The organism is Patulibacter americanus DSM 16676, from assembly GCF_000420025.1.
In the GTDB taxonomy this organism is placed as follows: Bacteria; Actinomycetota; Thermoleophilia; order Solirubrobacterales; family Solirubrobacteraceae; genus Patulibacter; species Patulibacter americanus.
In genome coordinates this window covers 1-25,454 of sequence record NZ_ATUD01000006.1, presented here as the reverse complement: position 1 = coordinate 25,454, position 25,454 = coordinate 1, and the positions used below count along the sequence as shown (strand labels likewise).

Annotated in this window: 20 protein-coding genes and 1 pseudogene; 6 read left to right on the top strand and 15 right to left on the bottom strand. The window is 74.5% G+C overall.

Annotated features, from left to right (window positions below; genetic code table 11):
* Position 1 precedes the first annotated feature (1 nt).
* The 4 genes from F593_RS28215 to F593_RS24425 all read right to left on the bottom strand — a co-directional run bounded on the left by F593_RS28215 (position 2) and on the right by F593_RS24425 (position 5,230).
* Positions 2 to 811, bottom strand: coding sequence for a MoaF C-terminal domain-containing protein (locus F593_RS28215; protein WP_022928835.1), 810 nt, complete (start codon positions 809 to 811; stop codon positions 2 to 4).
* Entirely contained in the window at positions 808 to 1,641 is an 834-nt protein-coding gene (locus F593_RS24435) for an SDR family NAD(P)-dependent oxidoreductase (protein ID WP_051160511.1), read from the bottom strand. The genes F593_RS28215 and F593_RS24435 overlap by 4 nt, the downstream gene beginning before the upstream one ends.
* A complete protein-coding gene (locus F593_RS24430) occupies positions 1,634 to 3,586 on the bottom strand; it encodes a primary-amine oxidase (protein ID WP_022928833.1) in 1,953 nt (650 codons plus the stop codon). The genes F593_RS24435 and F593_RS24430 overlap by 8 nt, the downstream gene beginning before the upstream one ends.
* Positions 3,587 to 3,754: 168 nt before the next feature.
* On the bottom strand, positions 3,755 to 5,230 hold the full coding sequence (locus F593_RS24425; RefSeq protein ID WP_022928832.1) for an APC family permease: 1,476 nt from the start codon (positions 5,228 to 5,230) through the stop codon (positions 3,755 to 3,757).
* A gap of 181 nt (positions 5,231 to 5,411) precedes the next feature.
* On the opposite strand from F593_RS24425, the gene F593_RS0111140 reads away from it, so the two are divergent.
* A complete protein-coding gene (locus F593_RS0111140; protein ID WP_022928831.1) occupies positions 5,412 to 6,596 on the top strand; it encodes a cytochrome P450 in 1,185 nt (394 codons plus the stop codon).
* An 88-nt stretch (positions 6,597 to 6,684) separates the two neighbouring features.
* Positions 6,685 to 7,326, top strand: coding sequence for a TetR/AcrR family transcriptional regulator (locus tag F593_RS24420; protein WP_022928830.1), 642 nt, complete (start codon positions 6,685 to 6,687; stop codon positions 7,324 to 7,326).
* A 10-nt stretch (positions 7,327 to 7,336) separates the two neighbouring features.
* Here the strand turns inward: F593_RS24420 and F593_RS0111130 are convergent, their stop codons facing one another.
* From F593_RS0111130 to F593_RS0111105, 6 genes are all read right to left on the bottom strand, one after another.
* A complete protein-coding gene (locus tag F593_RS0111130; RefSeq protein WP_022928829.1) occupies positions 7,337 to 8,821 on the bottom strand; it encodes an NAD-dependent succinate-semialdehyde dehydrogenase in 1,485 nt (494 codons plus the stop codon).
* A gap of 28 nt (positions 8,822 to 8,849) precedes the next feature.
* Entirely contained in the window at positions 8,850 to 10,415 is a 1,566-nt protein-coding gene (locus tag F593_RS0111125) for a GMC family oxidoreductase (protein WP_022928828.1), read from the bottom strand.
* 115 nt (positions 10,416 to 10,530) lie between these two features.
* On the bottom strand, positions 10,531 to 11,118 hold the full coding sequence (locus tag F593_RS0111120; RefSeq protein WP_022928827.1) for a hypothetical protein: 588 nt from the start codon (positions 11,116 to 11,118) through the stop codon (positions 10,531 to 10,533).
* A 35-nt stretch (positions 11,119 to 11,153) separates the two neighbouring features.
* Positions 11,154 to 12,488: an NAD-dependent malic enzyme gene (locus tag F593_RS24415; RefSeq protein ID WP_022928826.1), complete on the bottom strand. Its 1,335-nt coding sequence runs from the start codon at positions 12,486 to 12,488 to the stop codon at positions 11,154 to 11,156.
* Between the two features lie 148 nt (positions 12,489 to 12,636).
* A complete protein-coding gene (locus F593_RS0111110; protein ID WP_022928825.1) occupies positions 12,637 to 13,398 on the bottom strand; it encodes a MerR family transcriptional regulator in 762 nt (253 codons plus the stop codon).
* 97 nt (positions 13,399 to 13,495) lie between these two features.
* A complete protein-coding gene (locus F593_RS0111105) occupies positions 13,496 to 14,503 on the bottom strand; it encodes an LLM class flavin-dependent oxidoreductase (protein WP_028721615.1) in 1,008 nt (335 codons plus the stop codon).
* 212 nt (positions 14,504 to 14,715) lie between these two features.
* Between F593_RS0111105 and F593_RS24410 the strand changes: the two genes are divergently transcribed.
* Complete coding sequence (locus F593_RS24410; protein ID WP_022928823.1) at positions 14,716 to 17,967, top strand: AfsR/SARP family transcriptional regulator; 3,252 nt, start codon at positions 14,716 to 14,718, stop codon at positions 17,965 to 17,967.
* An 18-nt stretch (positions 17,968 to 17,985) separates the two neighbouring features.
* Here F593_RS24410 and F593_RS0111095 read toward each other — a convergent pair whose 3' ends face one another.
* The 4 genes from F593_RS0111095 to F593_RS0111080 all read right to left on the bottom strand — a co-directional run bounded on the left by F593_RS0111095 (position 17,986) and on the right by F593_RS0111080 (position 22,357).
* Positions 17,986 to 19,512, bottom strand: coding sequence for an MFS transporter (locus F593_RS0111095; RefSeq protein ID WP_022928822.1), 1,527 nt, complete (start codon positions 19,510 to 19,512; stop codon positions 17,986 to 17,988).
* 189 nt (positions 19,513 to 19,701) lie between these two features.
* The gene (locus tag F593_RS0111090) at positions 19,702 to 21,303 is read right to left on the bottom strand and encodes a GMC family oxidoreductase (RefSeq protein WP_022928821.1); all 1,602 of its coding nucleotides are present in this window, start codon (positions 21,301 to 21,303) and stop codon (positions 19,702 to 19,704) included.
* Complete coding sequence (locus tag F593_RS0111085) at positions 21,300 to 21,770, bottom strand: hypothetical protein (RefSeq protein ID WP_022928820.1); 471 nt, start codon at positions 21,768 to 21,770, stop codon at positions 21,300 to 21,302. The genes F593_RS0111090 and F593_RS0111085 overlap by 4 nt, the downstream gene beginning before the upstream one ends.
* 158 nt (positions 21,771 to 21,928) lie before the next feature.
* Positions 21,929 to 22,357: a VOC family protein gene (locus F593_RS0111080; protein ID WP_022928819.1), complete on the bottom strand. Its 429-nt coding sequence runs from the start codon at positions 22,355 to 22,357 to the stop codon at positions 21,929 to 21,931.
* 53 nt (positions 22,358 to 22,410) lie between these two features.
* Between F593_RS0111080 and F593_RS24405 the strand changes: the two genes are divergently transcribed.
* Positions 22,411 to 23,193 carry a FadR/GntR family transcriptional regulator gene (locus F593_RS24405; protein WP_022928818.1) on the top strand — a complete coding sequence of 261 codons (783 nt, stop codon included), beginning with the start codon at positions 22,411 to 22,413 and terminating at the stop codon, positions 23,191 to 23,193.
* On the top strand, positions 23,190 to 24,566 hold the full coding sequence (locus F593_RS0111070; RefSeq protein WP_022928817.1) for an FAD-binding oxidoreductase: 1,377 nt from the start codon (positions 23,190 to 23,192) through the stop codon (positions 24,564 to 24,566). Before F593_RS24405 ends, F593_RS0111070 begins: the two co-directional genes overlap by 4 nt.
* A gap of 6 nt (positions 24,567 to 24,572) precedes the next feature.
* Here F593_RS0111070 and F593_RS24400 read toward each other — a convergent pair whose 3' ends face one another.
* Positions 24,573 to 25,007, bottom strand: a complete 435-nt coding sequence (locus F593_RS24400; protein ID WP_022928816.1) for a VOC family protein — start codon at positions 25,005 to 25,007, stop codon at positions 24,573 to 24,575.
* 219 nt (positions 25,008 to 25,226) lie between these two features.
* Between F593_RS24400 and F593_RS24395 the strand changes: the two are divergent.
* Positions 25,227 to 25,454: pseudogene (locus tag F593_RS24395) on the top strand (hypothetical protein); the annotation flags it as partial.

The following is a 25,454-nucleotide window of genomic DNA, read 5'->3' as shown; positions in this document are numbered from 1 at the left end:
CCTACGCCCAGTCGGCGGGGTCGGGGTGCGTCTCGGAGAGCACCTTGGACCGCGCGCCCATCTGGACCGCGTTGTACTCGCGGGCCTCGGTGTCCCAGCCGTAGATGCGCCCCGTGGAGCGGTGCTCGGCGAGGTTGATGAGGACCGCGCCCTCGCAGGGCACGACCTTCTCGCGCCAGACGAAGAAGAAGACGTCGTCGGTGATCCGGATCGCGCGGCTCCAGTCCACGTCGGCCAGGCCCTTCTCCGCACCGGCCAGGCACTGCCAGGCGTAGGCGCCCTCGTGCAGGTAGACGTGCTCGTAGGCGTTGTCGGGCCCGTAGACGTAGAGGACGCGCTTGCCGACGAGGTCGGCGGAGCGCGCGTGGAGGGCGGCGCTCCCGTCCGCGCCCTCGATCCGGCCGTGGAGGATGTCGCCCGTCACCGGGGTGGACTGCGACGCCTCGCCCTCGACGACGCTGTGCAGGACCGTCGCCAGCCCCGCGTTCGTGTCGAGCACCACGACGTCGGCGCGCTCGCTGGCGCCGCCGCGGATCCACGTCAGGAGGAAGATTCCCGCGCCGTTCTCGGCGATGCGGGCCTGATCCGTGCCGCGCTCCTCGGTGCCGTCCGCGGTCGTCCGGGTCCACTCGACCCGGCCATCGGGGCCGACGGCGAGCTCCAGCTGGCCCGCGCCGTCGAACGCGATCGCGAAGCTCTGCCCCTCGAGGGCGTCCGTGACGGGCAGGTCGAAGTCGTTGAACCCATTGCCGTCCAGCACGTTGAGCGACGGCCACTGGTCGCTGGGGAGGTAGTCCTGGGTGGTGCTCATCGGGGGGTTCCTGTCGGTTCGGGGAGGGAGGGGACGCCGGACGGCTCCGTCATGAAGGCGGTGGTGCCGGCGTCGACGACGGCGGTGCCACCGTCGACGGAGAGGACGGTGCCGTGCGCGTAGGAGGCACCGGGGGAGAGCAGCCAGACGATCGCGTCCGCGATCTCGTCCGGCCTGCCGGGGCGGCGGGCGGGGACCGTGGCGGTGACCGCCGCGTAGGCGGCCTCGCGGTCGAGCCCTCGCGGCCCGCCGAACTCGTCCATCTCCTCGTCGGCCATCTCGGAGCGGACCCAGCCGGGGGCGACGGCGTTGACCCGCACGCCCTCGGGACCGTGGTCCATGGCCATCGCCTGGGTGAGCATCGTGACCCCGGCCTTCGACGCCGCGTAGGCGGCGGCCTGGGGCCCGGCCCGCAGGGCCGCGACGGAACCCACGGTCACGATGGCCCCGCCGACCGCGCGCAGGTGCGGCAGCGCGGCACGGGAGAGCAGGAACGGGGCGGTCAGGTTGACGCGCAGCGTCGTCTCCCACTCCTCCACGCTGAGGGTCTCGACGGTGCCGGGGACCATGACGCCCGCGTTGAGGACCAGGCCGTGCAGGCCGCCGAGGCGCTCGACGGTGGCGGCGACCGCGGCGACCGCGCCCTCCGGCGTGGAGACGTCGCCGACGACGACCTCCGCGCCCGTGTCGGCGGCGACGGCCTGCAGCGGCGCCTCGCGCCGGCCCGCGACGGCCACCCGCCACCCGTCGCTGGCGAGCCGGCGGGCCGTGGCGGCCCCGATCCCGGTCCCGCCGCCCGTCACGAGGGCGACGCGCGGAGCCTCAGTCATGGCAGCAGCCCCCGGCGGCGCCGTGGCCGCTCGCGCCCGGGCGGCTGGGAGCGACGTCGAGGGCCGGGGTCCGGTCGAAGAAGCCGACGGGTCGCAGGGCGAAGCCGATCTGGTCGACGGGCATGATCGGCCAGTCCTCGGGCCGGACCGCGTGGGAGAACCCGAACGTGTGCCAGAGCACGACGTCCTCGTTCTCGAGCGGGCGGTCCTGCTCGATCCACGTCGGCAGGCCGGCGCCGCCGCGGTGCTGGTTGGGGTGCTCGCCCGCGGCGTGCCGCTCGTCCTCGGCGAACTGCGTGACCCACAGGTGCTCGCGGGCGAACCCGGCGCGCTTGCCGACGCTCGAGGCGGCGCTGGCCAGCATGAGCGGGCCGTTCACGGGGACGAGCTCGTACGCGACCGGGTTGCCCAGCGCGTTCGTGACCCCGGGGTTCTGGACCTGCCAGGTGCGGGCGGCGAGCGGGTCGATCCGGCGGCGGCCCTCGGCCTCGCGGCGGATGGGCGTCGACCGGACCTCCATCGCCTGGCCCCAGGGGTTGTCGGGGCCCGCGTCCGAGGCGACCAGGTCGCGCTCGACGACGGTGTTGCGGTCGCCGTCGACCGCCATGTCGAGGCGCACGTTGAAGAGGTGCTGGTGGTGCGGCGCGGCGAGGTCGGGCGCGAGCCGCTCGGCGTGCTTGAGCTCGTCCTCCGGGTGCACCCCGCGCGTGAGCACGATGCCCGTCGCCTTCGCGTGCATCTCGATCCGACCGTCCTGGTGCAGCGACCAGTAGAAGCCGTAGTCGTAGTTGCCGATCGTGGCGATGAACGAGATCACGAGCTTGCGCGAGCGCCGCACGTAGTCGTGGCCCGTGAACGGGTCGTGGTGCTTGGCGAGGAGCGAGTCGTCCTCCTCGTGGATGCAGATCGCGTTGTGGATCGGCTGGGGCTCGCCCGCGCGGTCCGCCACGACGGCGTCCATGTAGCGGATCTCCCCCAGGCAGTCGCAGCCGAGCTGCAGCGAGTTCGTGCAGCGCCCCATGCCGTACTCGCCGGCGTCGAAGTACGTGCGCCAGTAGAAGCCGTCGTGCGGGTCGCCGTAGGGGACGACCATCTCCGCCAGCGCGGCGCGGTGCATGATCCGCCGCAGCCGGTCCCCGTCCTGGTAGCGCACGTCGGAGAGCACGAGCCCGTCGACGGGGTGCAGGGCGACATGGACGCGCCAGCGCTGCCACGAGAGCACGTGGCCGTCGAGCGTGAAGCTCACGCCGTCGGGCTGGACGATCTCGAGCGCCTTGAGGTCGTCGCGGTAGGGGGCGTCCGGGCGCTCCTCGATGAAGTTGCCGTCGGAGGTCGAGAGGGGGACGACGTCGCCGTCGAGCACCTCGACGACCTCGAGCGTGTCGAGGTCCACGGCCGCGCGCAGGTTCTCGATCGGCCGCGCGTAGGGGTTGTCCTCCGGCCGGGGCCGCAGGTACGGCGTGGCCCAGGTGAGGCGTCGGCCGGGCGGGTTCTGCGGGAACGCCCCCGGGCTCAGCGGGTCGACCTGCACCAGGCTCGGGTCGTCGATTCCGCGGCGGCGCAGGGCTGCCGCGAACCGCGCGTCCTTGCGCAGGGCCTCGGCCGCCTCCCCGAAGTCGGCCGGCAGGATCGGCGGCCGGGCCTCGTCGATCGTCGCCCAGGCGAGCACGGAGTCGGCCGCGAGGTCCACCAGGACCTCGTGCGTCAGCCCCCCGTCGCGCTCGTAGGCGACGACGTCCGCCCGGCGGGCGATGGGGTCGCCCGGCGTGAACGCGACGACCTCGGCCTTCGGCGGCTCGCGCAGCACCACGAGCGGGAACGTCGGGCGGCCCAGGTCGGGGCGCTCGGCGCGGACGATCGCGACGGCCGACCGGATCTCGTCCGCGGTGAGCGGGTCCAGGGGATGGGCGACGGCCGAGGCCTGTCGGGGGGCGGTGGTGCTCATGGGACTCGCTGGCTCCGGGTCGGGGTGGACGGGCGCCGAACCGGACGCCCGTCACACGATGCGGTCAATCTATCCAAGTGGATAGTCGGCGTCAATGCCTTCGGATAGCTTTTCCGATGGCCGGCCCCGCGGAGCCGGCCGGCGACGGACGCCGGCCGGCCGCCTGCATCAGCGACCCGCGACGACGGGCGGCTCCGCCTCCGCCTCGGCGGGTGCGGCGTCACCCACGAAGCTCGCCCCGAGGCCCTCGTAGACGTCGGGGCGGCGGCGCTTGAGGAGCTCGGCCACGACCACGCCCAGGACGACGGTGGCGAGCAGCAGCCAGGGGAGCTTCGTGATGATGGGCGAGTCCGTCCCGGCGATCGTCGGGAAGTTCGCCGTCGCCATGACGAAGGCGCCGATCAGGCCGATCCCGCCCAGGGCGGGCGCGACGAACGTCGAGGCGTACCGCCCGTCACCGCGCTTGCGGAAGAAGACCACCACCGCGACGGCGGCCGCCGCCTGCAGGGCGATGATGCACAGCGTCCCGAACCCGGTCATGGAGGGGACGATCACGAGGATCGGATCCGCGCCCGCGATCGCGAAGATCGCGACGACGACCGCCGAGAGACCCATCTGCACGCCGCTGGCGACGTGCGGGGACCCCATGGTGCGGTGCGTCCGCGCCAGGACCTGGGGGAACACCCGGGCGCGGCCCATGGCGAAGAGGTAGCGGGTGGCGGAGTTGTGGAGCGCGAGCAGGGCCGCGAACAGGCTGACGACGAGCAGGAGCTGCATGACGTCGGTCAGGAACGCGCCGAGGTGCTCGTTGGCGACGGCGAACACGAGCCCGCCCGCGTCGGCGGGGTCGACCGCGTCGGCCTGCGCCGCACCGAGCGCGGAGACGATCGCCAGCGTGGTGAGGACGTAGAACGTGCCCATGATGAGGATGGCCGCGTAGGTCGCCTTCGGGATCGTGCGCTTGGGATCACGCGCCTCCTCGGCGAAGATCGCGGTCGCCTCGAACCCCAGGAACGACGTGAAGGCGAAGAGCAGCCCGATGCCGGCGCCGGCGCCGAAGACCGCCGACGGCGCGAACGAGCCGAGGTCGAAGCCGCCGTCGAGCAGGACGGAGATGTCGAAGACGACGAGGATTGCGCTCTCCGCGATCAGCGCCACGGCCAGGATGCGGGCGCTGACGTCGACGCCGCGCCGCCCGAGGACGGTGACGATCACGACGGAGAGGGCGCTCCAGACCTGCCACGGCAGGTCGATGCCGAGGACGTCGTTGAACACGCCGGCCGTGAAGAAGCCGCTGGTCGCGACGGCGCCGATGACGAAGGTGTTGTAGCCGAGGACCGCGACGAACGCGGTGGCCAGGCCGGCGGTCCGCCCGATCGCCTGGGTGACGTAGGCGTAGAACGCGCCGGCGTTGACGACGTGCCGGCTCATCTGCGCGTACCCGATCGCGAAGAGCAGCAGGATCACGGAGACGACGAGGAACGACCCCGGGATCCCGTGACCGCTGCCCAGCGCGATGCCGAGCGGCGCGATGACGACCATCGCGGTCAGCGGTGCGACGGCCGCGAGGACGAGGAAGACGATGCCGGACGGCCCCAGCGCGTTCTTGGCGAGGGCACCGCGTTGTTCGGGTGTGCTGCTCATGTCTGGTCCTTGCGGAGTGGGCGGTTGCGGGGCGGGACCGCGGAGGCGAGACCCGGACAGCGATCCTGCCGCCACTCCGTTCCAACGCTGTCCGCAGGTCGTATAGGATTTCGTTGACCACGCTATCCGGATGGACAGCCGTGTGTCAACGCGCACTCGACGACAGACCGGGCGGCACCGCATGGGCACCACACCGCAGGTGAACTTCACCCCCGAGGAGCTCGACCTCGACCCGTATCCCCACTACGCGCAGCTGCGGGCCGAGGCGCCCGTCGCCTGGGCGGCGTGGGGCGGCGTCTGGTTCGTGACCCGCTGGGACGCGTGCCTGCAGGTCGGGACGGACGCCGACGCGTTCCGCGGCGCGGAGCGCCACCCGACCCTGAACCGGGTGTTCGGCACGCCCAACGTGCTCACGACGATCGACCCGGCGCACCGGGACCTGCGCCAGGCGGTCGACCCCCGGCTGCGCCCGCGGCAGGTCAACGGGTACATCGACGACCTGGTGCGCCCGCTGGCCCGTGCCCGCCTGGCCGAGCTCGCGCCGCGCGGGGCGTCCGAGCTCATGGGCGAGCTGCTCGAGCCCGTGAGCGTCCACGCGCTGGGGGAGCTCCTGGGGCTCGGCGTCGACGACGACACGCTCCGCTGGTGGTTCCACGAGCTGAACGTCGGGGTCTCGAACGTCGAGGCGACCCCCGCCGGGTTCGTCGGTGCCGACGCCGTGACGCGGGAGATCGAGGAGCGCCTCGACCCCGTGCTCGACCGCCTCGAGCGCCGGCCCGACGACAGCATGCTCTCCCACATGCTCCACGGCGGCCGACCGGAGGGCGACCCGCGCGACCGTGCGCACATCTACCCGTCGCTGAAGGTCATCCTGCTCGGCGGCATGCAGGAGCCGGGCCACGCCGTGGGCTCGACGCTGCTCGGGCTCCTCGGTCGTCCCGAGCAGTACGCCCGGGTCGTCCAGGACCCCTCGCTCGCGCCGGACGCCGTCACCGAGGGGCTGCGCTGGATCGCGCCGATCGGCACGGTCGAGCGCCAGGCCACCCGGGACGTCGAGGTCGAGGGCACCCTGATCCGCGAGGGCGACATCGTGCTGGCGGCGGTCGCCTCGGCCAACCGCGACGAGCGGCGGTTCGAACAGGGCGACCGCTACGACCTCGACCGCGAGCGCCGGTCGCACATGGCGTTCGGGAAGGGCGCCCACTTCTGCTCCGGCCACTTCTTCTCCCGGCAGCTCGAGCGCATCGTGCTGGAGGAGGTCGTCTCCGCGCTCCCCGGGCTCCACCTGGACCCGGAGCGGCCCGCCGTCGTCCGCGGGTGGGCCTTCCGGGCGCCCCGGGAGCTCCACGTGCGGTGGAACGCCTGAGCAGCGGGCCCCAGGGAGCACCCATCGCATCCGCCGTTCGATCAGTCCCGTGGGTGCCGGCCCCGACCCTGCGGCCTATGCTCGGCGGGTGAGCGCGCAGGAGAAGTCGAGCCGCCCCGGCTACGGCGGCGGGCGGGCGGCGTTGATCGCCGCCGCGGTCCGCGTCGTGGGCGAGCGGGGCCTGCGGGGCCTCACCTACCGCGCCGTCGCGCAGGAGGCGGGCGTCACGCACGGGCTCGTGGCCCACCACTTCGGCTCGCGCGACGCGTTGCTGCGCGCGACGGTCCTGGCCTCGGCCGCGCGCTCCGCCGAGCGCACCGGCCTGGAGCGCGAGACCGGCGACCTGTCGGGGTTCGCCTCCGAACTGGGCTCCGTCATCGCCGCAGACGACGCCCCCTTCCGCTTCGAGCTCGAGCTCGCGCTGGACAGCCGCAGACAGCCCGAGATCGGCGAGGCCATCCGCGACACCTACGCCATGTACATCGCCGCGGCGCGCCGCGAGCTCGTGCGCGCCGGGTTCGACGAGGAGGACGAGGCGCTCGCCCGCGTGGTCTTCGCCGCCCTCGACGGGCTCATCGTGCAGCAGCTCCTCCACGGCCGGTCCGACGACACCGACAGCGCGGTCCGCCGTCTGCAGCGGCTGCTCGAGGACGCGCGCCGAGGGGCGCAGGCGAGCGACGGCGTCGGCGCCACCCAGGGGACCGGCGCGGACGCGTCCGCCGCGGACTGATCCGCCGACCTCAGGCGCCCGGCGCCGGCGAGGCGACGTACCGCGTCTGCAGGTACTCCTCGAGCCCCTCCGGGCCGCCCTCGCGCCCGAAGCCCGAGGCCTTGACGCCCCCGAAGGGTGCGGCCGGGTTCGACACGAGGCCCGTGTTCAGGCCGACCATGCCGACGTCGAGGACCCGCGAGAGCCGGTCCGCGCGCGCGGCGTCACGGGTGAACGCGTAGGCCACCAGGCCGTACTCCGTGTCGTTGGCCATCCGCACGGCCTCGGCCTCGCTGCCGAACGTCACGACCGGGGCGACCGGCCCGAAGACCTCCTCCCGCAGGATCCGGGCGCCCGCGGGGACGTCCGTCAGGACCGTGGCGGGGTAGAGGCGCCCCGAGGCCCGGCCGTCGCCGCCCGCCCGGACCGTGGCGCCCCGGGCGACGGCGTCCCCCACGAGCTCCCGCACCTTGCCGACGGCCCGGTCGTCGATCATCGGCCCGAGCGTCGTCGCCGGATCCGTCCCGCGTCCGAGCACGAACGCGTCGGCGATCCGCACGAGGCCGTCGACGAACGCGGGCGCCACCGCCTCGTGCACGAGGAACCGGTTGGCCGACGTGCACGCCTGGCCGCCGTTGCGGAACTTCGCGATCCGGGCGGCCTCGAGCGCCGCGTCCAGGTCGGCGTCCTCGAAGACGAGGAAGGGGGCGTTGCCGCCCAGCTCCATCGACATCCGCAGGAGCGCCTCGCCGCCCTGCCGCGCGAGGTCGCGCCCGACCGGCGTCGATCCGGTGAAGGAGAGCTTCGCGGTCCGCGGGTGCGCGATCAGCGCCGACGTCGTCGCGCGCGAATCCGTCGTCGGCACGACGGAGACCGCCTTGGGGTGCACCCCGGCCTCGAGCAGGATGCCGGCGAGCGCCAGCATCGTCAGCGGCGTCTGCTGCGGCGGCTTGACCACGACGGAGCAGCCCACCGCCAACGCCGGGGCGATCTTGCGCGCGCCCATCGCCAGTGGGAAGTTCCACGGCGTCACCAGGACGCACGGCCCGACCGGGTCCTGCTGGGTGAGAATCCGCGCCCCGGTCCGCTCGTGCAGCGCGTGGCGCCCCTCGATCCGCGGTGCCCGCTCGGCGTACTCCAGGAGGAACCCGGCGGCGTAGGCCACCTCGCCGCGCGCGTCGGGCAGGGCCTTGCCCATCTCGGTCGCGATCAGCGTCGCCAGCTCCTCCTGTCGCACGAGCAGCAGGTCGTGCGCGCGACGCAGGACGGTGGCGCGCTCCCGCGCGGGCGTCGACCGCCAGGCCAGGAACCCCTCCCAGGCGCCCTCCATCGCGGCGTCGGCGTCGGCGGGCCCCGCGTCGGTGATCCGCACCAGCTCCGCGCCGTCGAACGGGTCCGTCACCGCGAACGTCGCGCCTCCCAGCGCCGTCCAGCGCCCGTCGACGAGCGCCTGCGGCGGCGTGCGCAGCGGGAGCTCCCGCGTCGTGTCCTCGATCATGCTGCCTCCGGCGGGCATCGCCCGCGACCGTGTCCTATAGGATTTCCTATCCTACAACGGCTCCGGCGCGGTCCTGCAGCAGGAAGGCCGCGCCGCGCTCGCCGATCATCACCGCGGGCGCGTTCGTGTTGCCGCTCGGGACGACCGGCATGATCGACGCGTCGACCACGCGCAGCCCGGCGACGCCTCGCACCCGCAGGCGCGGGTCGACGACGGCCCCCTCGTCGACGCCCATGCGGCAAGTCCCGACCTGGTGGTGGTAGGTGATGACCGTCCGGCGGACGTAGTCGCGCAGCGCGTCGCGGTCCGCGATGTCGGGTCCGGGGTAGAGCTCGGCCGTCCCCCACGCCCGCAGCGCGTCCTGCCCGGCGATGCGGCGGCACAGCTCGACCGCGGCGACGAGGGCGTCCACGTCCGCCTCGGCCTCGAGCGTGCCGAGGTCGATGAGCGGCTCGTCGTCGAGGCCGGGACCGCCCAGCCGCAGCCGGCCGCGGCTCTCGGGCCGGACGATGCCGGCCATGAGCGAGAAGCCGTTCGCCGGCCCCTCCATCCACTCCTCGTACATCGGTACCGCGAAGAAGATCGGCTGGACGTCGGGGGCCGGCAGCCCCTCGCGCGAGCGCCAGAAGAGGTGCGTCTGGGCGGGCGTCCCGCCGACGACGGGCGCGTCGATCGGCCGCTCGGCGCCCAGGATGACGGGCGAGAGGTAGTGGTCGTGCAGGTTCTCCCCCACGCCGGGCAGGTCGACGACCGTCTCGACACCGACCTCGGCGAGGTGCCCGGCCGGCCCGATGCCGGACCGCAGCAGGATCAGCGGCGAGCCGATCGCCCCCGCGGACAGCACGACCTCGTCGGCGCGGAGGTCTTCCGGCCCGTCGGGACCGACCACCCGGACGCCGACGCAGCGACCGTCCTCGAGCAGGAGTCGTTCGACCGGCGCGTCCGTCCGCACGGCCAGCCCCGGGTCGTCCGCGAGCGGCTCGAGGTACGCGCCCGCCGTGGTCAGGCGGCGGCGATCGCGGATCGTCAGCTGCATCCAGGAGACCCCGTCGGGCCGCTCGCCGTTGTAGTCGGGGTTGAGCGGCACGCCGGCCTCCTGCGCTGCCGCCACGATCGCCTCGTGGATCGGGGCGCGCGGGTAGTCGCCGGCGACGGTCAGCGGGCCGCCCGCGCCCCGCAGCTCGGACGCCCCTCCGTCGTAGTCCTCGATGGCGCGGAAGACGGGGAGGACGTCGTCCCACGCCCAGCCGTCGCAGCCGGCGGCGGCCCAGGCGTCGTAGTCGCTCGGCGCCCCACGCACCCAGATCATCGCGTTCAGGGCGTGCGAGCCGCCGAGCACCTTGCCGCGCGGCAGGTGCAGGCGGCGTCCGGCCGCGTGCGGCTGCGGGACCGTGTGGTAGCCCCAGTCCTGGGGCGAGAGCCACAGCTCGCCAGCCCGGCCCGGGTCGTGGATGGCGGGGTTCTCGGCCGCCGATCCCGCCTCGATCAGCAGCACCCGCTGGCCCGCGTCGACCAAGCGCCGCGCAACCACCGAGCCGGCCGACCCGCCGCCGACGACGATCGTGTCGGCGTCCTTCAGCTGCCGCGCGGCGCTGCCCTCCGGAGATGTCATGGCGGGCAGCGTAGCCGGTCATATAGGAAATGAGGGCAAAATCCTTTTGAGGCCGCCGCACGGACGAGCGCGGCTCCCGGGGACGGCGGCGAGGCGGGGGCTGCGTCGCGTGTCGTCAGTCGCAGGGGGCGTCGCGGTAGGCGACGCTCTGCAGGGCGTTGCTGAAGCGGGTCTCGGTCATCCACCCGTTCCGGACGATCGGCACCTCGACCCTCGTCCGGTCGGCTCGAAGGAGCACCGCGCACCGCGGCCCGTCACGGACGATGCCGTAGGTCACCGCCCGGTCCTGTCCGTGCCCTCCCGCGGTGGCGTGCCCGGCGCTGCCGTCGCGGGTCTCGCTCGGCGTCAGGCACGCCCTCTGGAGCGTCCCGGGCGGATCCTCCTCGAGCCACGGGCAGAGCTTGGACGTCTCGGCGTCGAACGCGAGCCAGAGGCTCGCGCCCATGACCGCCCGCGGGCCGACGCGACGCAGCTCGGGCGTGCCGGCCAGGTCGGAGCCCTTCGGAGGTTCGTCGGCCTGGCCCGGAGCCGCCCGGAGCACGGCGAACTGCTGCCGGAACTCGCGGAGCGCCGGGGATCCAGCTGGCTCGTCCCGGCCGGACCCACAACCGGTCACGAGGGGGGCCGTCACGGCCAGGGCCGCCGCGAGAGCCCACGCGGCGTCGGCCCGGCGTCGGCCGCCGGCTCGTCTCGTGGTCCACACGTGCGGGAGTGTCCCGGACCGGGCGTTCCGTCGCCCTACCGCAGCGGCGTCTCGTCCCGCCCCGCGCCGGCCCCGCTCTCGATCGCGGCCTTGCGCACCGCCTCGGCGACGGCGGCGTGGACCGCGGGGTCCAGCACGTCGGGGACGAGCTCGGACTCGACCGTCAGGCCGGCCAGCGCCCAGGCCGCGGCGCGCTTCATCTCGACGTTGATGCGGGTGGCGCCGGCCTCGAGCGCGCCCTTGAAGATGCCCGGGTAGCCCAGGACGTTGTTCACGCTCGTGCCGTCCGCGGCGAACGCGGCCCCGGCGGCGAGCGCGGCCTCGGGCTCGATCTCGGGCGCCGGGTTCGTGAGCGCCAGGACGACGGTGCCGGGGCGCACCCACTCCGGGCGGATCAGCCCGGGCTGGCCGCTCGTGGCGATGACGACGTCGGCCTGGGCCATGACGGCCTCGACCCCGTCGACGACCTCGAGCCCACTCGCCGCCGCGCGCTCGCGGGCGGCGGGGTTCGGGTCCGTGGCGACGAGCCGGTCGACGCCGGCGTCGTGGATCAGGTTGGCGATGCCCGATCCGGCGGCGCCCAGGCCGATCTGCCCGACGACGGCCTTGTCGAGCCGCAGGCCCACGTGGCGGCAGGCGGCCAGGGCGGCGGCGAAGGTGGAGACGGCGGTGCCGTGGACGTCGTCGTGCATCACCGGCTTGGGCAGCGCCTCGTCGAGCCGGCGCTCGATCTCGAAGCAGGCGGGGGCGGAGATGTCCTCGAGGTGGATCGCGCCGAAGCCCGGGGCGATCCGCAGGACGGTCTCGACGATCTCGTCCACGTCGTGGCTATCGATGAGGATCGGCACGGCCGTCAACCCGACGAACTGGGAGTAGAAGAGCGCCTTGCCCTCCATCACCGGCATCGCGGCGACCGGGCCGATGTCGCCCAGGCCGAGCACGCGACTGCCGTTGGTGACGATCGCCACCGACCGGCCGATCATCGTGAACCGGTCCGCCAGCTCGGGGTGCTCCGCGATGGCCTGGGACACGCGCGCCACGCCCGGGGTGTAGACGTCGCGCACCTCCTGCACCGTGGTCACGGGCTTGCCGGAGGTGCGCAGCTTGCCCCCCTCGTGGGCGATGAACGCGCGGTCGTGGTACCAGGAGACGGAGACGTCCTCCAGCTCGCCCAGCGCGCGGGCCAGCTCGTCGGCGTGCGCCTTGTCGCGCACCTCGACGGTGATCTCGCGCAACGCCTCGTGGCGGGCGACGGACACCGTGACGATGTCGCCGATGACGCCCCCGTGCTCGGCGATCCGCGTGGTCAGCTTCGCGAGCTGCCCGACGCGGTGGGGGATGTGCAGGCGGTAGGTGCAGTCGAGGGCCATGGGTGTCGTTCCTGTCTCGGCGTCGGCGGTCGTGCCGAGGGCGCCGCAGGACAGGATCGCCCACCGGGCCGCGGGAGGGGCTCCGCGGGGCCCCGGATCCCCCGGATCCGGGGGTGGGACGACCCGAGCCCCCCCGCCACCGCGTGGCCTACGCCGAGCCCGACGCGTTGGCCAGGATCGCGTCGTGGACGTACCGGGAGAACCCGGGAGCGGCGGCATCCCACTGCGCCGTGTACCGCGGGTCCGACACGTAGAGGGCGGCAAGCCCGCGGTGCGCATGGAGGGTGCACGGGTAGAACCAGCGGTCGAGGTGCCGCCGGTGCTCCTCGGCCAGCGCCCTCGCCTCGGGCCCGTCGGCGGGCAGGCCCGCCTCGATCGCGCGGACGAACCCCTGGATGTTCGCGTCCGCCTCGGCCTTGATCCGGGTCCAGTCGTCCTTCGTGTAGGCGGCCGTGCGCCGTGCGGACTCCCGCCACGTGTCCTCGTCCCCCCACTTCTCCTTCGCCTCCGCCGCGTGCTCCTCCAGGCGGTCGGTGCCGAAGATCTCGAACTGCTCCTCCGGGGTCAGTGCGATGCCCATCTCGTGTGCCTCCATCTCGTGCTCGATCGCGCCGAGCAGCTCGTCGATCCGCGACCGACGGTCGCGGAGCAGGCGGTGCTGCCGGCGCAGGTGATCCGCGGCCCGTGCGTCGGGGTCGGCGAGGATCTGGCGGATCCCCTCCAGGCCGAGCTCGAGCTCGCGGTAGACGAGGATCCGGCGCAGCCGCGCCAGATCCGTGGCCGAGTACAGGCGGTAGCCGGCCTCGCTGCGCCCGCTCGGCGTCAGCAGCCCGATCGCGTCGTAGTGGTGCAGGGTCCGCACCGACACGCCCGACAACCGGGCGACCTCTCCCACCGTGTGCTCGTCCACGAGTCGGACTATGGGGCCTCACGTGGCGTGAGGGTCAAGGGATCGGGCGAAGACCCGCGTCCCCCGACCCTCGGCGAGGCGTCCGCCCCGCCGGTCCTCAGCCGCCCGCGACCGTCTGCGCGGCGTCCTGCACGATCCGCGACGCGAGCAGCTCGTACGAGCGCATGCGGGCGGGGAGGTCGGCGACGTTCATCGCGACCATGACCTCGTCGGCGCCGCAGCCGTCCGCGAAGGCGGCGACTTGCTCGCCCACACCGTCGGCGTCACCCACGGCGGAGTAGTGGAGCATCTGCATCGCGTGGCGGCCGACCGGGGAGCGGAGGATCGCCTCGGTCTCCTCGCGGTCCCCGTCGGGCGCGCGGCCGCTGAGCGCGCGGGCCATCTTCTCGAGCGCCGTCGCGTGCAGCAGACGGGCCTCGTCGTCCGTGTCGGCGGCGAACACGTTCATCGAGGCGATCATGTAGGGCTCGGCGAGCTTCTCCGACGGCTGGAACTCCTCGCGGTACACGCGCGCGGCGTTCAGGAGCTCGGCGGGCGCGAAGTGCGAGGCGAACGCGTAGGGCAGCCCGAGCTGGGCGGCCAGCTGGGCGCCGAACAGGGAGGAGCCCAGGATGTAGAGGGGAACCTCGGTGCCCTCGCCCGGGATCGCGCGGACCGTCTGCCCGGGCTGGGAGGGGCCGAGCAGGCGCTGCAGCTCGACGACGTCCTGCGGGAAGCGATCCGACGCCTGGGGCGAGCGGCGCATCGCGCGCACCGTGTCGAGGTCGGTACCCGGCGCGCGGCCGAGACCCAGGTCGACGCGGCCCGGGTAGAGCGTGGCCAGCGTGCCGTACTGCTCCGCGATGATCAGCGGGGAGTGGTTCGGCAGCATCACGCCGCCCGAGCCGACCCGGATGCGGTCCGTGTGCGACGCGATGAAGCCCGCGAGCACCGCCGGCGTCGACGAGACGATGCTCGGCATGTTGTGGTGCTCCGAGAACCAGTAGCGGCCGTAGCCCCACTCCTCGGCGCGCTTGGCGAGCTCGGCGCTGCCGAGCAGCGCGTCCCGCGGCGAGACGCCGCCGCCCGCCGTGGCCAGATCCAGTACCGACAACCGCGTCCCCATGAAGACCTCCCAGCCGGCCCGGGAGCACCCCGGGCACGCGGTCCGGGCGACTCCCGGACCCCTCCCCCGAAGGTAGCGCGACGCCCGCCGGGGCCCGTGGGGACGCGGGTTGCGCGCGTCCACCGCGTCGGGAGGACGACGCGCCTGCCCCCGCGGGTGGCGCGTGCGCAGCCGTCGGTGGGGCCGCCGCCAGCCCGTGCAAGAGTGGGCGCGTGCGCGTGGCCATCCTCGGCGGTCTGGAGGTCTGGCGCGACGAGCGCCCCGTGCCCGTCGCGGGGGCCCGCGTCCGCGCGCTCCTGGCCCGGCTGGCCCTCGACGCCGGGCGCGACGTCTCGCGCCCCGCACTGATCGACGCGATCTGGGAGGAGACGCCGCCGCGCGACGCCGGCCACGCGCTGCAGGCCCTGGTCTCGCGGCTCCGGCGCGCGCTCGGGACGGACGCTGTGGTCTCGGGCGCCGCCGGATATCGCCTGGCGGTCGCCGCCGCGGACGTCGACGCCCTCGCCTTCGAGGCCGCCGCGCGGGCGGGGTCGGCGGCGCTGCGGGCCGGCGACGCGCCGGGCGCCGCCGACGTCCTCCGCCGCGCGCTCGTCACGTGGCGCGGTCCCGCGCTCGGGGAGCTCGCGGGCGAGCAGCGGTTCGCCGCGGAGGCGGCCGACCGGCTCGAGGCGTTGCGCGTCGCCGCGACGGTCGACCGCGTCGAGGCCGACCTGCTGCTCGGCGGCGGTGCCGACCTCGTCCCGGAGCTCGACGGGCTGACCGTGGACCACCCGCTCCACGAGCGGCTCGTCGCGCAGCGGATGCGCGCGTTGGCGGCCGCCGGCCGGGCCGCCGAGGCGCTCGACGCCTACGAGGGGATCCGCCGGCGCCTCGACGCCGAGCTGGGCGCCGTGCCCTCCGCGGAGCTCCGCGCCGCCCACCAGGCCGTGATCGACGGGACGGCCGGCGCGAGGGCGCCGACCGCGGACGCCGGTGCCCGGGCGACGAACGGCGCCCCGGCCGCCGCGACCCCCCGCCGCACGAACCTGCGTCACCCCGTGACGAGCTTCGTCGGTCGCGACGACGAGGTGGAGCGTCTCGACGCGCTCCTGGACGAGCACCGCCTGCTCACCCTGGTCGGCCCCGGCGGGGCCGGCAAGACGCGGCTGGCCGGCGAGGTCGCGGGCCGCCGGCAGGACCGGGCCGCCGACGGCGTCTGGATGGTCGAGCTCGCGGCGATCGGCGACCCGGCGGACGTCGGCGCGACCGCCCTCGGGGCGCTCGGCCTGCGCGAGGCCCGGCTGCTGCAGCACGCCGGCGGCGTCGCGCCCACGACGGGCGGCGGGCCGTCCGCCCCTGATCCGGTCGCGCACCTGCTCGACGTCCTCGCCGAGCGCGACTGCCTGCTCGTCCTCGACAACTGCGAGCACGTGATCACGGCGGCCGCCGTCCTCGCGGACCGGCTGCTCGCCCACTGCCCCCGGCTGCGGATCATCGCCACGAGCCGCGAGCCGCTGGGCATCGCCGGGGAGCGGTTGGAGACCGTCGGGCCGCTCGGCCTGCCCGCCGCCGACGCGGACGCGCCCACCGCGCTCGAGCACCCCGCCGTGCGCCTGTTCGCCGATCGCGCGGCCGCCGTCTCGCCGGGCTTCGTCGTGGACGCGGCGAGCGTCGGCAGCGTCGTCGAGATCTGCCGGCGCCTCGACGGGCTCCCCCTCGCGATCGAGCTCGCCGCCGCCCGCCTGCGGTCGCTGCCGGTGGCGCAGATCGCCGCCCGCCTCGACGACCGGTTCCGCCTGCTCACCGGCGGCAGCCGCGCCGCGCTGCCCCGGCAGCAGACGCTCCGAGCCGTCGTCGACTGGAGCTGGGACCTGCTGAGCGAGGACGAACGCCTCGTCGCCCGCCGCATCGCCGTCTTCCCGGCCGGCGTCACCCCGGAGAGCGCGGCCGCCGTGTGCGCGGGCGACGGCCTCGACGCCGACGCGGTGCTCGACCTGCTCGCGGCGCTCGTCGACCGCTCGCTGCTCGTCCTCGTGAACCGCGACGCGCCCCGGTACCGGATGCTCGAGACCATCCGCGAGTACGGGGTCGAGCAGCTCGGCAAGCGGGACGAGCTCACCGGCACGCGGACAGCGCACGCCCACTACTTCGCCGCGCTGGCGGAGCAGGCCGACGCCCACCTGCGCGGCCCGCAGCAGCTGCCGTGGTTCGCCCTCCTCCAGGCCGAGCGCGACAACCTGCTCGCCGCCCTGCGCTGGCTCGCCGACGACGGCGACGCCCGCGCCGCCCTGCGCCTCGCACTGTCCCTCGGGTGGTTCTGGGTGCTCTCCGGCAGCCCGAACGACGTGATCGCGACCGTCCGGCTCGCACAGGCCGTGCCCGGCGACGCCGACCCCCTGGACCGCCTCGTCGCGGAGAGCCTGCTCGTGGTGCAGGGCGACGCGCCGGGCGCCGACGTCCGCACCGACCTCGCCGCGTTGCTCGACGAGCTCGACGGGCTGGACCTCTCGTCGCGCCCGGTCGCCGCGGCCTTCGTGCCGGTGATGGCCTGGTTCTCCGGGCAGACCGCCCGCGCCGAGCGCCTCTTCGCCCGCACGCTGCAGAACGACGACGCGTGGGTCCGCGCGACCGTCCCGCTCGCGCTCGCGCACGCGGCGGAGAACGACGGGGACGTCGAGGGCATGCGGCGTCACGTCGGCGAGGCCCTCGTCGCCTTCCGCGCGCTCGGCGAGCGCTGGGGGCTCGCGGCGGCGCTGACCGCGCTCGGCGGCCTGCTGACGCTCGAGGACGATCTCGAGGCCGCCGCCGCGGCGCTCGAGGAGGCGCGCGCGCTGCTCCAGGAGGTCGGTGCCGACGGCGACAACGCGCGGCTGCTGCTCGACATCGCCGGCGTCCGCTGGCGCCGCGGCGACCTCGAGGGCGCCCGCGACTACGCGCGCCGCTCGCGGGACGCCACCGACGTCGGCGGCATCGAGGCGGCGTTCGCCGGGGCGTTCCTGGCCCGCATCGGCTGGCAGCTCGGCGACGAGGAGGAGGCCCGGGAGCTGACCGCCGCGGCCCTCCGGACGCTCGAGCGCGTCGCCCCGACCCGCCCGGAGCGCGGGCACATCGTGGCGGGCGTCCACGCTTCCGCGGCCCTGGTCGCCGTCGCGGACCACGACCTCGACGCCGCACGGGAGCACGTGGGACTCGCATACCCGGCGGCGTCCGGGACCCAGGACGGGCCGATCGTCGCGCTGGTCGGGGTCGCGGTCGCCGCCTTCGCGAGCGCCATCGGCGAGGCCACGGCGGCCGCCGAGGCCCTCGGCGGCGCCGCCCGGCTGCGCGGCGCCGCGGACGCCACCGACCCCGAGATCGTGCGGCTGACGGCGCACCTGCGGGAGACCCTCGGGGACGAGGCTTTCGAGGCCGGGTACCGGTCCGGCCGCGGGCGCGGCCGGGACGCGGCCCTCGCCCTGCTCGACCCGGCGCGGCTCGGCCGCTGACCGGCGCCCCGGCGGGCCTCAGGCCGGCTGTGCGCTGCCCGCGACGGCCGGCTCCTCCCCGTGATCCTCCTCGACGGACCGCGAGTCGGTGAGGGTGTGCGCGCCGTACCCGGCGACCAGGCCGACGACGACCGCGAGGATGCCGAACGTGATCCGCTCGCCGTGGAAGAACGAGCTCACGAGCTCGGGGCTCCACGTCCCGGCGGGCAGCGCGGTGGTGACGAGGACGGCGATCAGCGTGCCGACGACGGCGGTGCCGACGCTCGTGCCGACCTCCTGCGCCGTGTCGTTCAGGGCCGTGCCCATCGACGTGCGGTTCGCGGGCATCGCGTCGACCAGGGCGACCGCGCAGATGGTCATGATCGTCCGCAGGCCGATCGTCATGACGACCATCGAGAGGGCGATGGCGAGGTACCCGTGGGAGACGCCCCAGGACAGCCCGGCCAGCCCGCCGGCGAGCAGCGCGGCACCGACCAGGCACGCGACGCGGTGCCCGAAGCGCTTCCCGAGGCCCTCGGAGATCGGGGTCGCGAGGATCATCGTCGCGATCAGCGGCAGGTTCGCCAGCCCGGCCTTCATGGGGCTCCAGCCGTAGGCGTACTGGAAGTGCAGGATCAGGCCGAACATCACGCTGGCCATGGCGATCGACGTCCCGGTCTGCGCGATCGCGGCGCCGCGGACGGTGCCGTTCTTGAACAGGCCCAGGTCGAGCATCGGTGCGGCGGCGCGGCGCTCGTGCCACACGAAGCCGAGGCCGGCGGCGAGGGCGCCGACGACCGCCGCGACCGTGCTGATGGACGCCCAGCCGTGCTCGATGCCGCTCGTGAGCGAGTAGCAGGCCAGGCCGATGGTGGCGACGCTGAGGACCGCGCCGGGCAGGTCGAGCCGGTCGGCGGTCAGGTCCTCCGGACGGTCGGCCGCGACGCCCATCCGCACGCCGATGTAGGCGATCAGCGCGATCGGCGCGTTGACGACGAGCAGCCACTCCCAGCTCACGTGCGTCAGGACGCTGCCGCCCAGCACCGGGCCCAGGACGAACCCGGACATGCCGACGACGATCATCAGGGTCATCGCGCGCATGCGCAGCGCCGCGTCGTCGAAGAGCCGGAAGACGAGGGAGTTCGTGATCGGCGCCATCGCCGCGGCGGCGACGCCGAGGCCGGCGCGCAGCGCGGTCAGCTCCTCGGCGGACTGCACGAAGACGACGCAGAGGCTCAGCGCGCCGAACACGGCGAGCCCGATCGAGAGGACCCGCCGTCGTCCCCAGCGATCGGCGATCGACCCGGCGGTGAGGAGCAGGCCGCCGAAGGTCAGCGAGTACGCGCCGGTGACCCATTGCAGGCCGGTGGTGCCGGTGCCGAGGTCGCGGGCGATGGTGGGCAGCGCGATCGACAGCAGCGTGTTGTCGACCATCTCGACGAAGAACGCGAGGCAGAGGGCGGCCAGCGGGATCCAGGCGGCGCGGAGCGACGTGTACGTGCGGGACGAGGTGGGCGCCGGTGTGGGCGGCGCGGGCGCCTGTGGCGCGGCGGTGGTGGTGCTCATGCCGGCAGCATCCGCGGGGCCGCTCACAGCACCCGCACACGCCGCTCACACGGGCGGCCCGCCGGGGCACCCGTGCGCTCCCCGCCACGCCGGTGCCGGATCCGCCGCCGTCCGCCGACGGGTCTCCCTGGTCACGGGGCGCCTCCCCGCCGTGACCGGGGAGGCGCCGGACGGCCCTGGGCGTCTCCCTCAGAGCGCCCCGCGGCCGATCTCGGCCGCGATGTGCTCGGCCTGGCGGATGCCGAGCGCGACGATCGTCAGCGTCGGGTTCGCCGCCGCGCCCGTCGTGAACTGCGAGCCGTCCGAGACGAAGAGGTTCGGCACGTCGTGCGCGCGGCCCCACTCGTTCACGACGCCGTCCTCGGGCCGCGCGCTCATCCGGCACGTGCCGAGGTTGTGGGTCGACGGGTAGGGCGGAGTACGGTGCACGTTCGTCGCGCCTACGGCCTCGTAGAGCTTCGTGCCCTGCGTCCACCCGTGCTCGCGCATCGCCACGTCGTTGGGGTGGTCGTCGAAGTGCACGTGCGGGACAGGCAGGCCGTGCGCGTCCGTCATCCCCTGGTTCAGCGTGACGCGGTTGTCGGCCTGCGGCATGTCCTCGCCGACGAGCCACATGCCCGCGGTGCTCGAGTACGCGTCCATCGTGGCCGTGAAGTCCGGGCCCCAGCCGCCCGGCTCGACGAACGCTGCGAGGAACGGCACGCCGAGCGAGATCAGCTGCATGTAGTAGCCGCCGGCGAACCCGCGGTCGGTGTCGTGCCGGGACTCGTCCGCCACGACGCCGGCCATCGTCTCGCCGCGCCACATCTTGACCTCGCGGTCGAAGCGGCCGTAGACGGAGGCCGTCAGGTGGCGCATGTAGTTGCGGCCGACCTGGCCGGACGAATTCGCCAGGCCGTCAGGGAACAGCGGGGAGTCCGAGAGCAGCAGCAGGCGCGCGGTCTCGATCGCGTTGCCCGCCACGCAGACCGCCCGGCCGCGCTGCTTGTGCAGGCCACCCTCCTCGTCGAGGTAGAGCACGCCGTCGGCGCGGCCGCGGGCGTCGTGGGTGATCTGCACGACGTGGCAGCCGGCGCGCAGGTCGAGGTTGCCCGTCCTCACGGCCTTCGGGAGCTCGGAGACCAGCGGCGACCACTTGGCCTCCTGCTTGTCGCCCTGGAAGTTGAACCCGTCCTGCACCGTGGCGGGGCGGCCGTCGAAGGGTGCGGAGTTCGTGGCGTAGGGCCCCGTGGCGATGTGCCGGTAGCCCAGCTCCTTCGCCCCGTTGCCCATGACCTTGAAGTTGTTGTTCGCCGGCAGCGGCGGGCGGCCCCCGACGTGGGTGACCCCCATCTTCTCCTCCGCCCGGTCGTAGTACGGCTCAAGGTCCTCCAGGCCGATCGGCCAGTCGAGCAGCGTCGCACCGTCGATCGCGCCGTAGCGCGTCGCCGTCTGGAACTCGTGCGCCTTGAACCTCGGCGTCGCGCCGGCCCAGTGCGTCGCGGTGCCGCCCACGGCCTTCACGGTCCAGGCGGGCAGGTTCGGGAAGTCCTTCGCCAGGCGGAAGGAGCCCGAGGTCGTGCGCGGGTCGAGCCAGGCCATCTGGTTGAAGGCCTCCCACTCGTCCTGCACGTAGTCCTCGGCGGTCAGGTGCGGCCCGGCCTCGAGGACGACGCAGCGGATGCCGCGCTCGCAGAGCTCGTGGGCGAGCGTGCCGCCGCCGGGACCGGAGCCGACGATGACGACGACGTCCTCGTCGTCCTCGGCGAAGGTGGGGGTGTCGAAGCGCCCGCGGATCTGGACGGTGCTCATCGGACGATCTCGTCGCGGTGCGGGTCGACGATCTGCGGTTCGGGGAGCCAGTCCAGGTCGTCGAAGCCGCGGCCGAGGTAGCCGTTCCCGTCGGGACAGGAGCCTTCGTAGCCCAGCAGGTCCCACACCGGCTTCTGGTCGTAGAGCCCGGTGACCAGGCGGGTGCGGACGTGCTCGAAGAACGCGGTGCCCTCGATCCGGCGCAGCACCGCGAGGCGCGCGGCGTCGTCGAGCTCGGCGAACGGGGAGCCGCCGACGACGTCGACGTCGCGCAGGCCCTGCTCGAGCTGGGCCCGCAGGCGGACGTCGGCCTCGGCGGCCTCGAGGATCGTGCCCACGGCGCGCTCGTACGGCGCATCGGGGAACGACGGGTGGGGGAACATCGCGCGGGCGACGTCCTTCAGCAGCTCACGGCTCGCGGGCGACGTCAGGGTCGTCGCGACCGGGGTGCTCGGCGTGGTGGCCATCGGGTCCTCTCCTCTCGTCAGCCGGGGTCAGGGCCCGGAATGGCCGCGAGCCTAGACCCCTGACTGCTGGTCTGACAAGTCCAATGTGTCCGCGGACACGCAAAGGCCCCCCGGCGGGGCGGGGTGGGAAAGCCGCCGCCCCGCCTCGGGTGCGCCGATCAGGCCGTCGTCGACGGGTGAGGGCCGTCCTGCGGCGTGTCGAAGCGCCCGCCGTCGATGAGCTCGATGCGGTAGCCGTCCGGGTCCTGCACGAACGCGATCAGGGGCAGGTCCTCGCGGCCGCCCGGGTGGAACGCCGGCTTCTCCGGCTCGATGCCGGCGGCGGCGAGCTCCTCCAGGAGGGCGGGGAGATCTTCGACGGTCACGGCGATGTGGTTGTAGCCCGTGCCGAGCGCGTAGGGCTCCTCCTGCCCGACGTTGACGGTCAGCTCGAGCGCGTCGCCGCCACCGGGGAGCCCCAGGTAGACGTTGTAGGCGCTCTCGAAGTTGAGGCGGCCGCGCTCCTCGAAGCCGAGGCGGCGGTAGAAGACGAGGGACGCGTCGACGTCGAGGACGCGGACGCAGGTGTGAACCAGGGAACGGGTCATGGTGCCGCCAGGCTAGCTTGTCTGACCAGCCCGTCGGGGGGTAGGGTGGCGGCATGGTCTACGAAGCGCTCGAGCGCCGGCCGGTGTACCAGCAGGTCGCCGCCCAGCTGCGCGCCGCGATCCTCGACGGCGAGCTCGGCCCCGGGCACGAGCTGCCGTCGGAGCGCGAGCTCTGCCTGCGCTTCGGCGTCGGCCGCACGAGCGTGCGCGAGGCGCTGCGCGCCCTGCAGGCCCAGGGCCTCGTGGTCGCGGCCGGCCCGACCGCGCCACTGCGGGTCACCGCCGTCGACGTGCTCTCCGAGGGGCCCGTCGGCGAGGCGTTCACCGCGCTCCTGCGCCTCGGCGGCGTCCCGCTCGGAGACCTCATCGAGCTGCGCCGCGCGCTCGAGGGTGCGGCGCTCGCGGCGACGGCCGCCCGCCGGCCCCGGCCCGACCTGTCCGCCGCCACCGCGGCGCTGGCGGCGATGGACGCCGCGGGCACGGACGTCGACGCGTTCGAGGTCGCCGACGTGCAGTTCCACCTGGCCCTCGTCGAGGCGTCGGGCAACAGCGCGCTGCGGCTCGTGATGCTCGCCGTCCGCAGCTCGATATCCGAGCACCTGCGCACCGCGCTGCACAGGCTGCCCGAGGTGGCGGACGAGCTCGACCGCCTGCGGGCCGAGCACGCGTCGATCCTCGCCGCCGTGCGGGAGGGTCAGGCGGACGACGCCGCCCGCCTGGTGGGCGACCACATCCGCGCCCTCTACGAGCGCACGACGGTCATCGACGACCCCGCGCCCTCGGGTCCGCGGCCCGTGGCCGACCCCGCCGACCAGGCGCCGGAGGCCGTGGCGTGAGCGCGGTCGCCGTCGACGCCCTGCTCGCCGACCTGGCCGCCGCCGGCGACGTCCTCGTCGACCCCGACCTGCTGGCCTCGTACCGCTACGACCAGGCGGCACCGGGCCTCTTGCCGGCCGGCGTCCCCGCGGCCGTCGTCCGCCCGACGTCGACCGCCGAGGTCCAGGCGGCCGTGCACGCGGCCGCCGCCCACGGCGTGCCCATCGTCCCCCGCGGCGCCGGATCCGGCCTGAGCGGCGGCGCGAACGCGATCGACGGCGGGCTCGTGATCAGCCTCGAGCGGATGGACCGGATCGTCGAGCTCGACGCCGCGGGCCTGACCGCCACCGTCGAGCCCGGCGTGGTCAACGCGGCCCTCGGCGCGGCGGCCGCCGCGGAGGGCCTCTGGTACGCCCCCGACCCCGCCAGCCGCGAGTTCTCCACGATCGGCGGCAATGTCGCCACGAACGCCGGGGGCCTGTGCTGCGTGAAGTACGGGGTCACCCGCGACGCGCTGCTCTCCTGCGAGGTCGTGCTCGCCGACGGCCGCGCCGTGCGCGTCGGCCACCGCACCCGCAAGGGCGTCGCGGGCTACGACCTCGCCGGCCTGGTGTGCGGGTCCGAGGGCACGCTCGGGATCATCACCGAGGTCACCGTCAAGCTCCTGCCGGCGCCGCCGCGGGCGAGCACGCTGGCCGCGACGTTCTCGTCGCTCGTCGACGCGGGCGAGGCCGTCGCGGCGATCGTGCGCCGGGTCCGCCCGTCGATGCTCGAGCTCATGGACCGCACGACCCTGCAGGCCGTGCAGGAGCTCGAGCCGCTGGGCTACGAGGACGACGTCCACGCCGTGCTCTTCGCCCGCTCCGACGCCGGCCCGGACGCCGGCCCGCGCGAGATCGCACTGATGGAGGTGCTGTGCGAGGCCGCGGGCGCGACGCTCACCGTCGCCTCGGACGACCTCGAGGAGGGCCGCATGATCACCGTCGCCCGCCAGCTCGCCTACCCCGCGCTGGAGCGCAAGGGCAGCACGCTGCTCGACGACGTCGCCGTGCCGCTGCCGCAGATCCCCGCGCTCCTGGCCGGCGTGGAGGAGATCGCCCGGGAGCACGGGGTCCTCATCGGGACGTTCGGGCACGCGGGCGACGGCAACATGCACCCCACCGTGGTCTACGACCACCGCGACGCGGACGCCGTGCGGCGGGCGCGCGGGGCCTTCGACGCGATCGTGGCGCTCGCGCTGCGCCTCGGCGGCACCGTCTCCGGCGAGCACGGGGTCGGCGCGCTGAAGACCCCGTTCCTCGACGCGGAGCTCGGCGAGGCCCGCGCGCTGGGCCGGGCGATCAAGGACGCGTGGGACCCCGCCGGGACGATGAATCCCGGCAAGGCCGTCTGACGTCCATCAGGCCGAGGCGGTCTCCGCGTCGCCCGCCATGTCGCCGGCAGCGGCGGCGGGGTCCATCCACATCAGCTCCCAGACGTGGCCGTCGAGGTCGCGGAAGCTCTCGCCGTACATGAAGCCCATGTCCATGGGGTCGTTCCACGCCTCGGCGCCGGCGGCCTTGGCCTTCGCGGCGAGCTCGACGACCTCGGCCTTGTCGGCGCAGGAGAGCGCGAGCAGCGACTCCGTCGTGTCCCGCGGGGCGATCTCGTTCTTGATGAAGCTCTGGAACTTCGCCTCCTCCAGCAGCATCACCATGATGTGCTCGTCGATCACGACGCACGCGGTCTGGTCGTCGCAGAACGCCTCGTTGATCGGGAAGCCCAGGGCTTCGTAGAAGGCGCGGGACGCCTTGACGTCCTTCACGGGGAGGTTGGGGAAGATCATGCGGGGCATCGGGGACTCCTTCGGGGGGCCGCCGCGGGAGCGGGGCCGTTCGGTCGATCTGGAAGGGAGACGACCGTGCTCCGCAGAACTCATCGGTTCCGCCGGGCAGCCGTCGAGATCGCAGTCTGCCGCGGGGCCCCCGGGTTTGCCAGGGCGAGCGGCGGGCAAGGACGACGAGCGGAGTGCACACCTGTTCTCCGCTCTTCCCTCCCCAAGGAGCAGTCCCTCATGGCCACCAACGCCACCACGAACACCCGCAGCACCGACGTCGCCCCGGCCCGCGCCCAGCGTCTTACGACCGAGACGAAGCACGCCACGAAGACGACGGAGTTCTTCGCGATGATCGCCGTGATCGTCGGCATCCTGGTGAGCGCCGCGCTCATCAAGGGCGGCGACACCGAGGGCACGGACGAGTTCGTCGCCCGCCAGGCCTGGCTCTACGTGTCCATCGTCGCC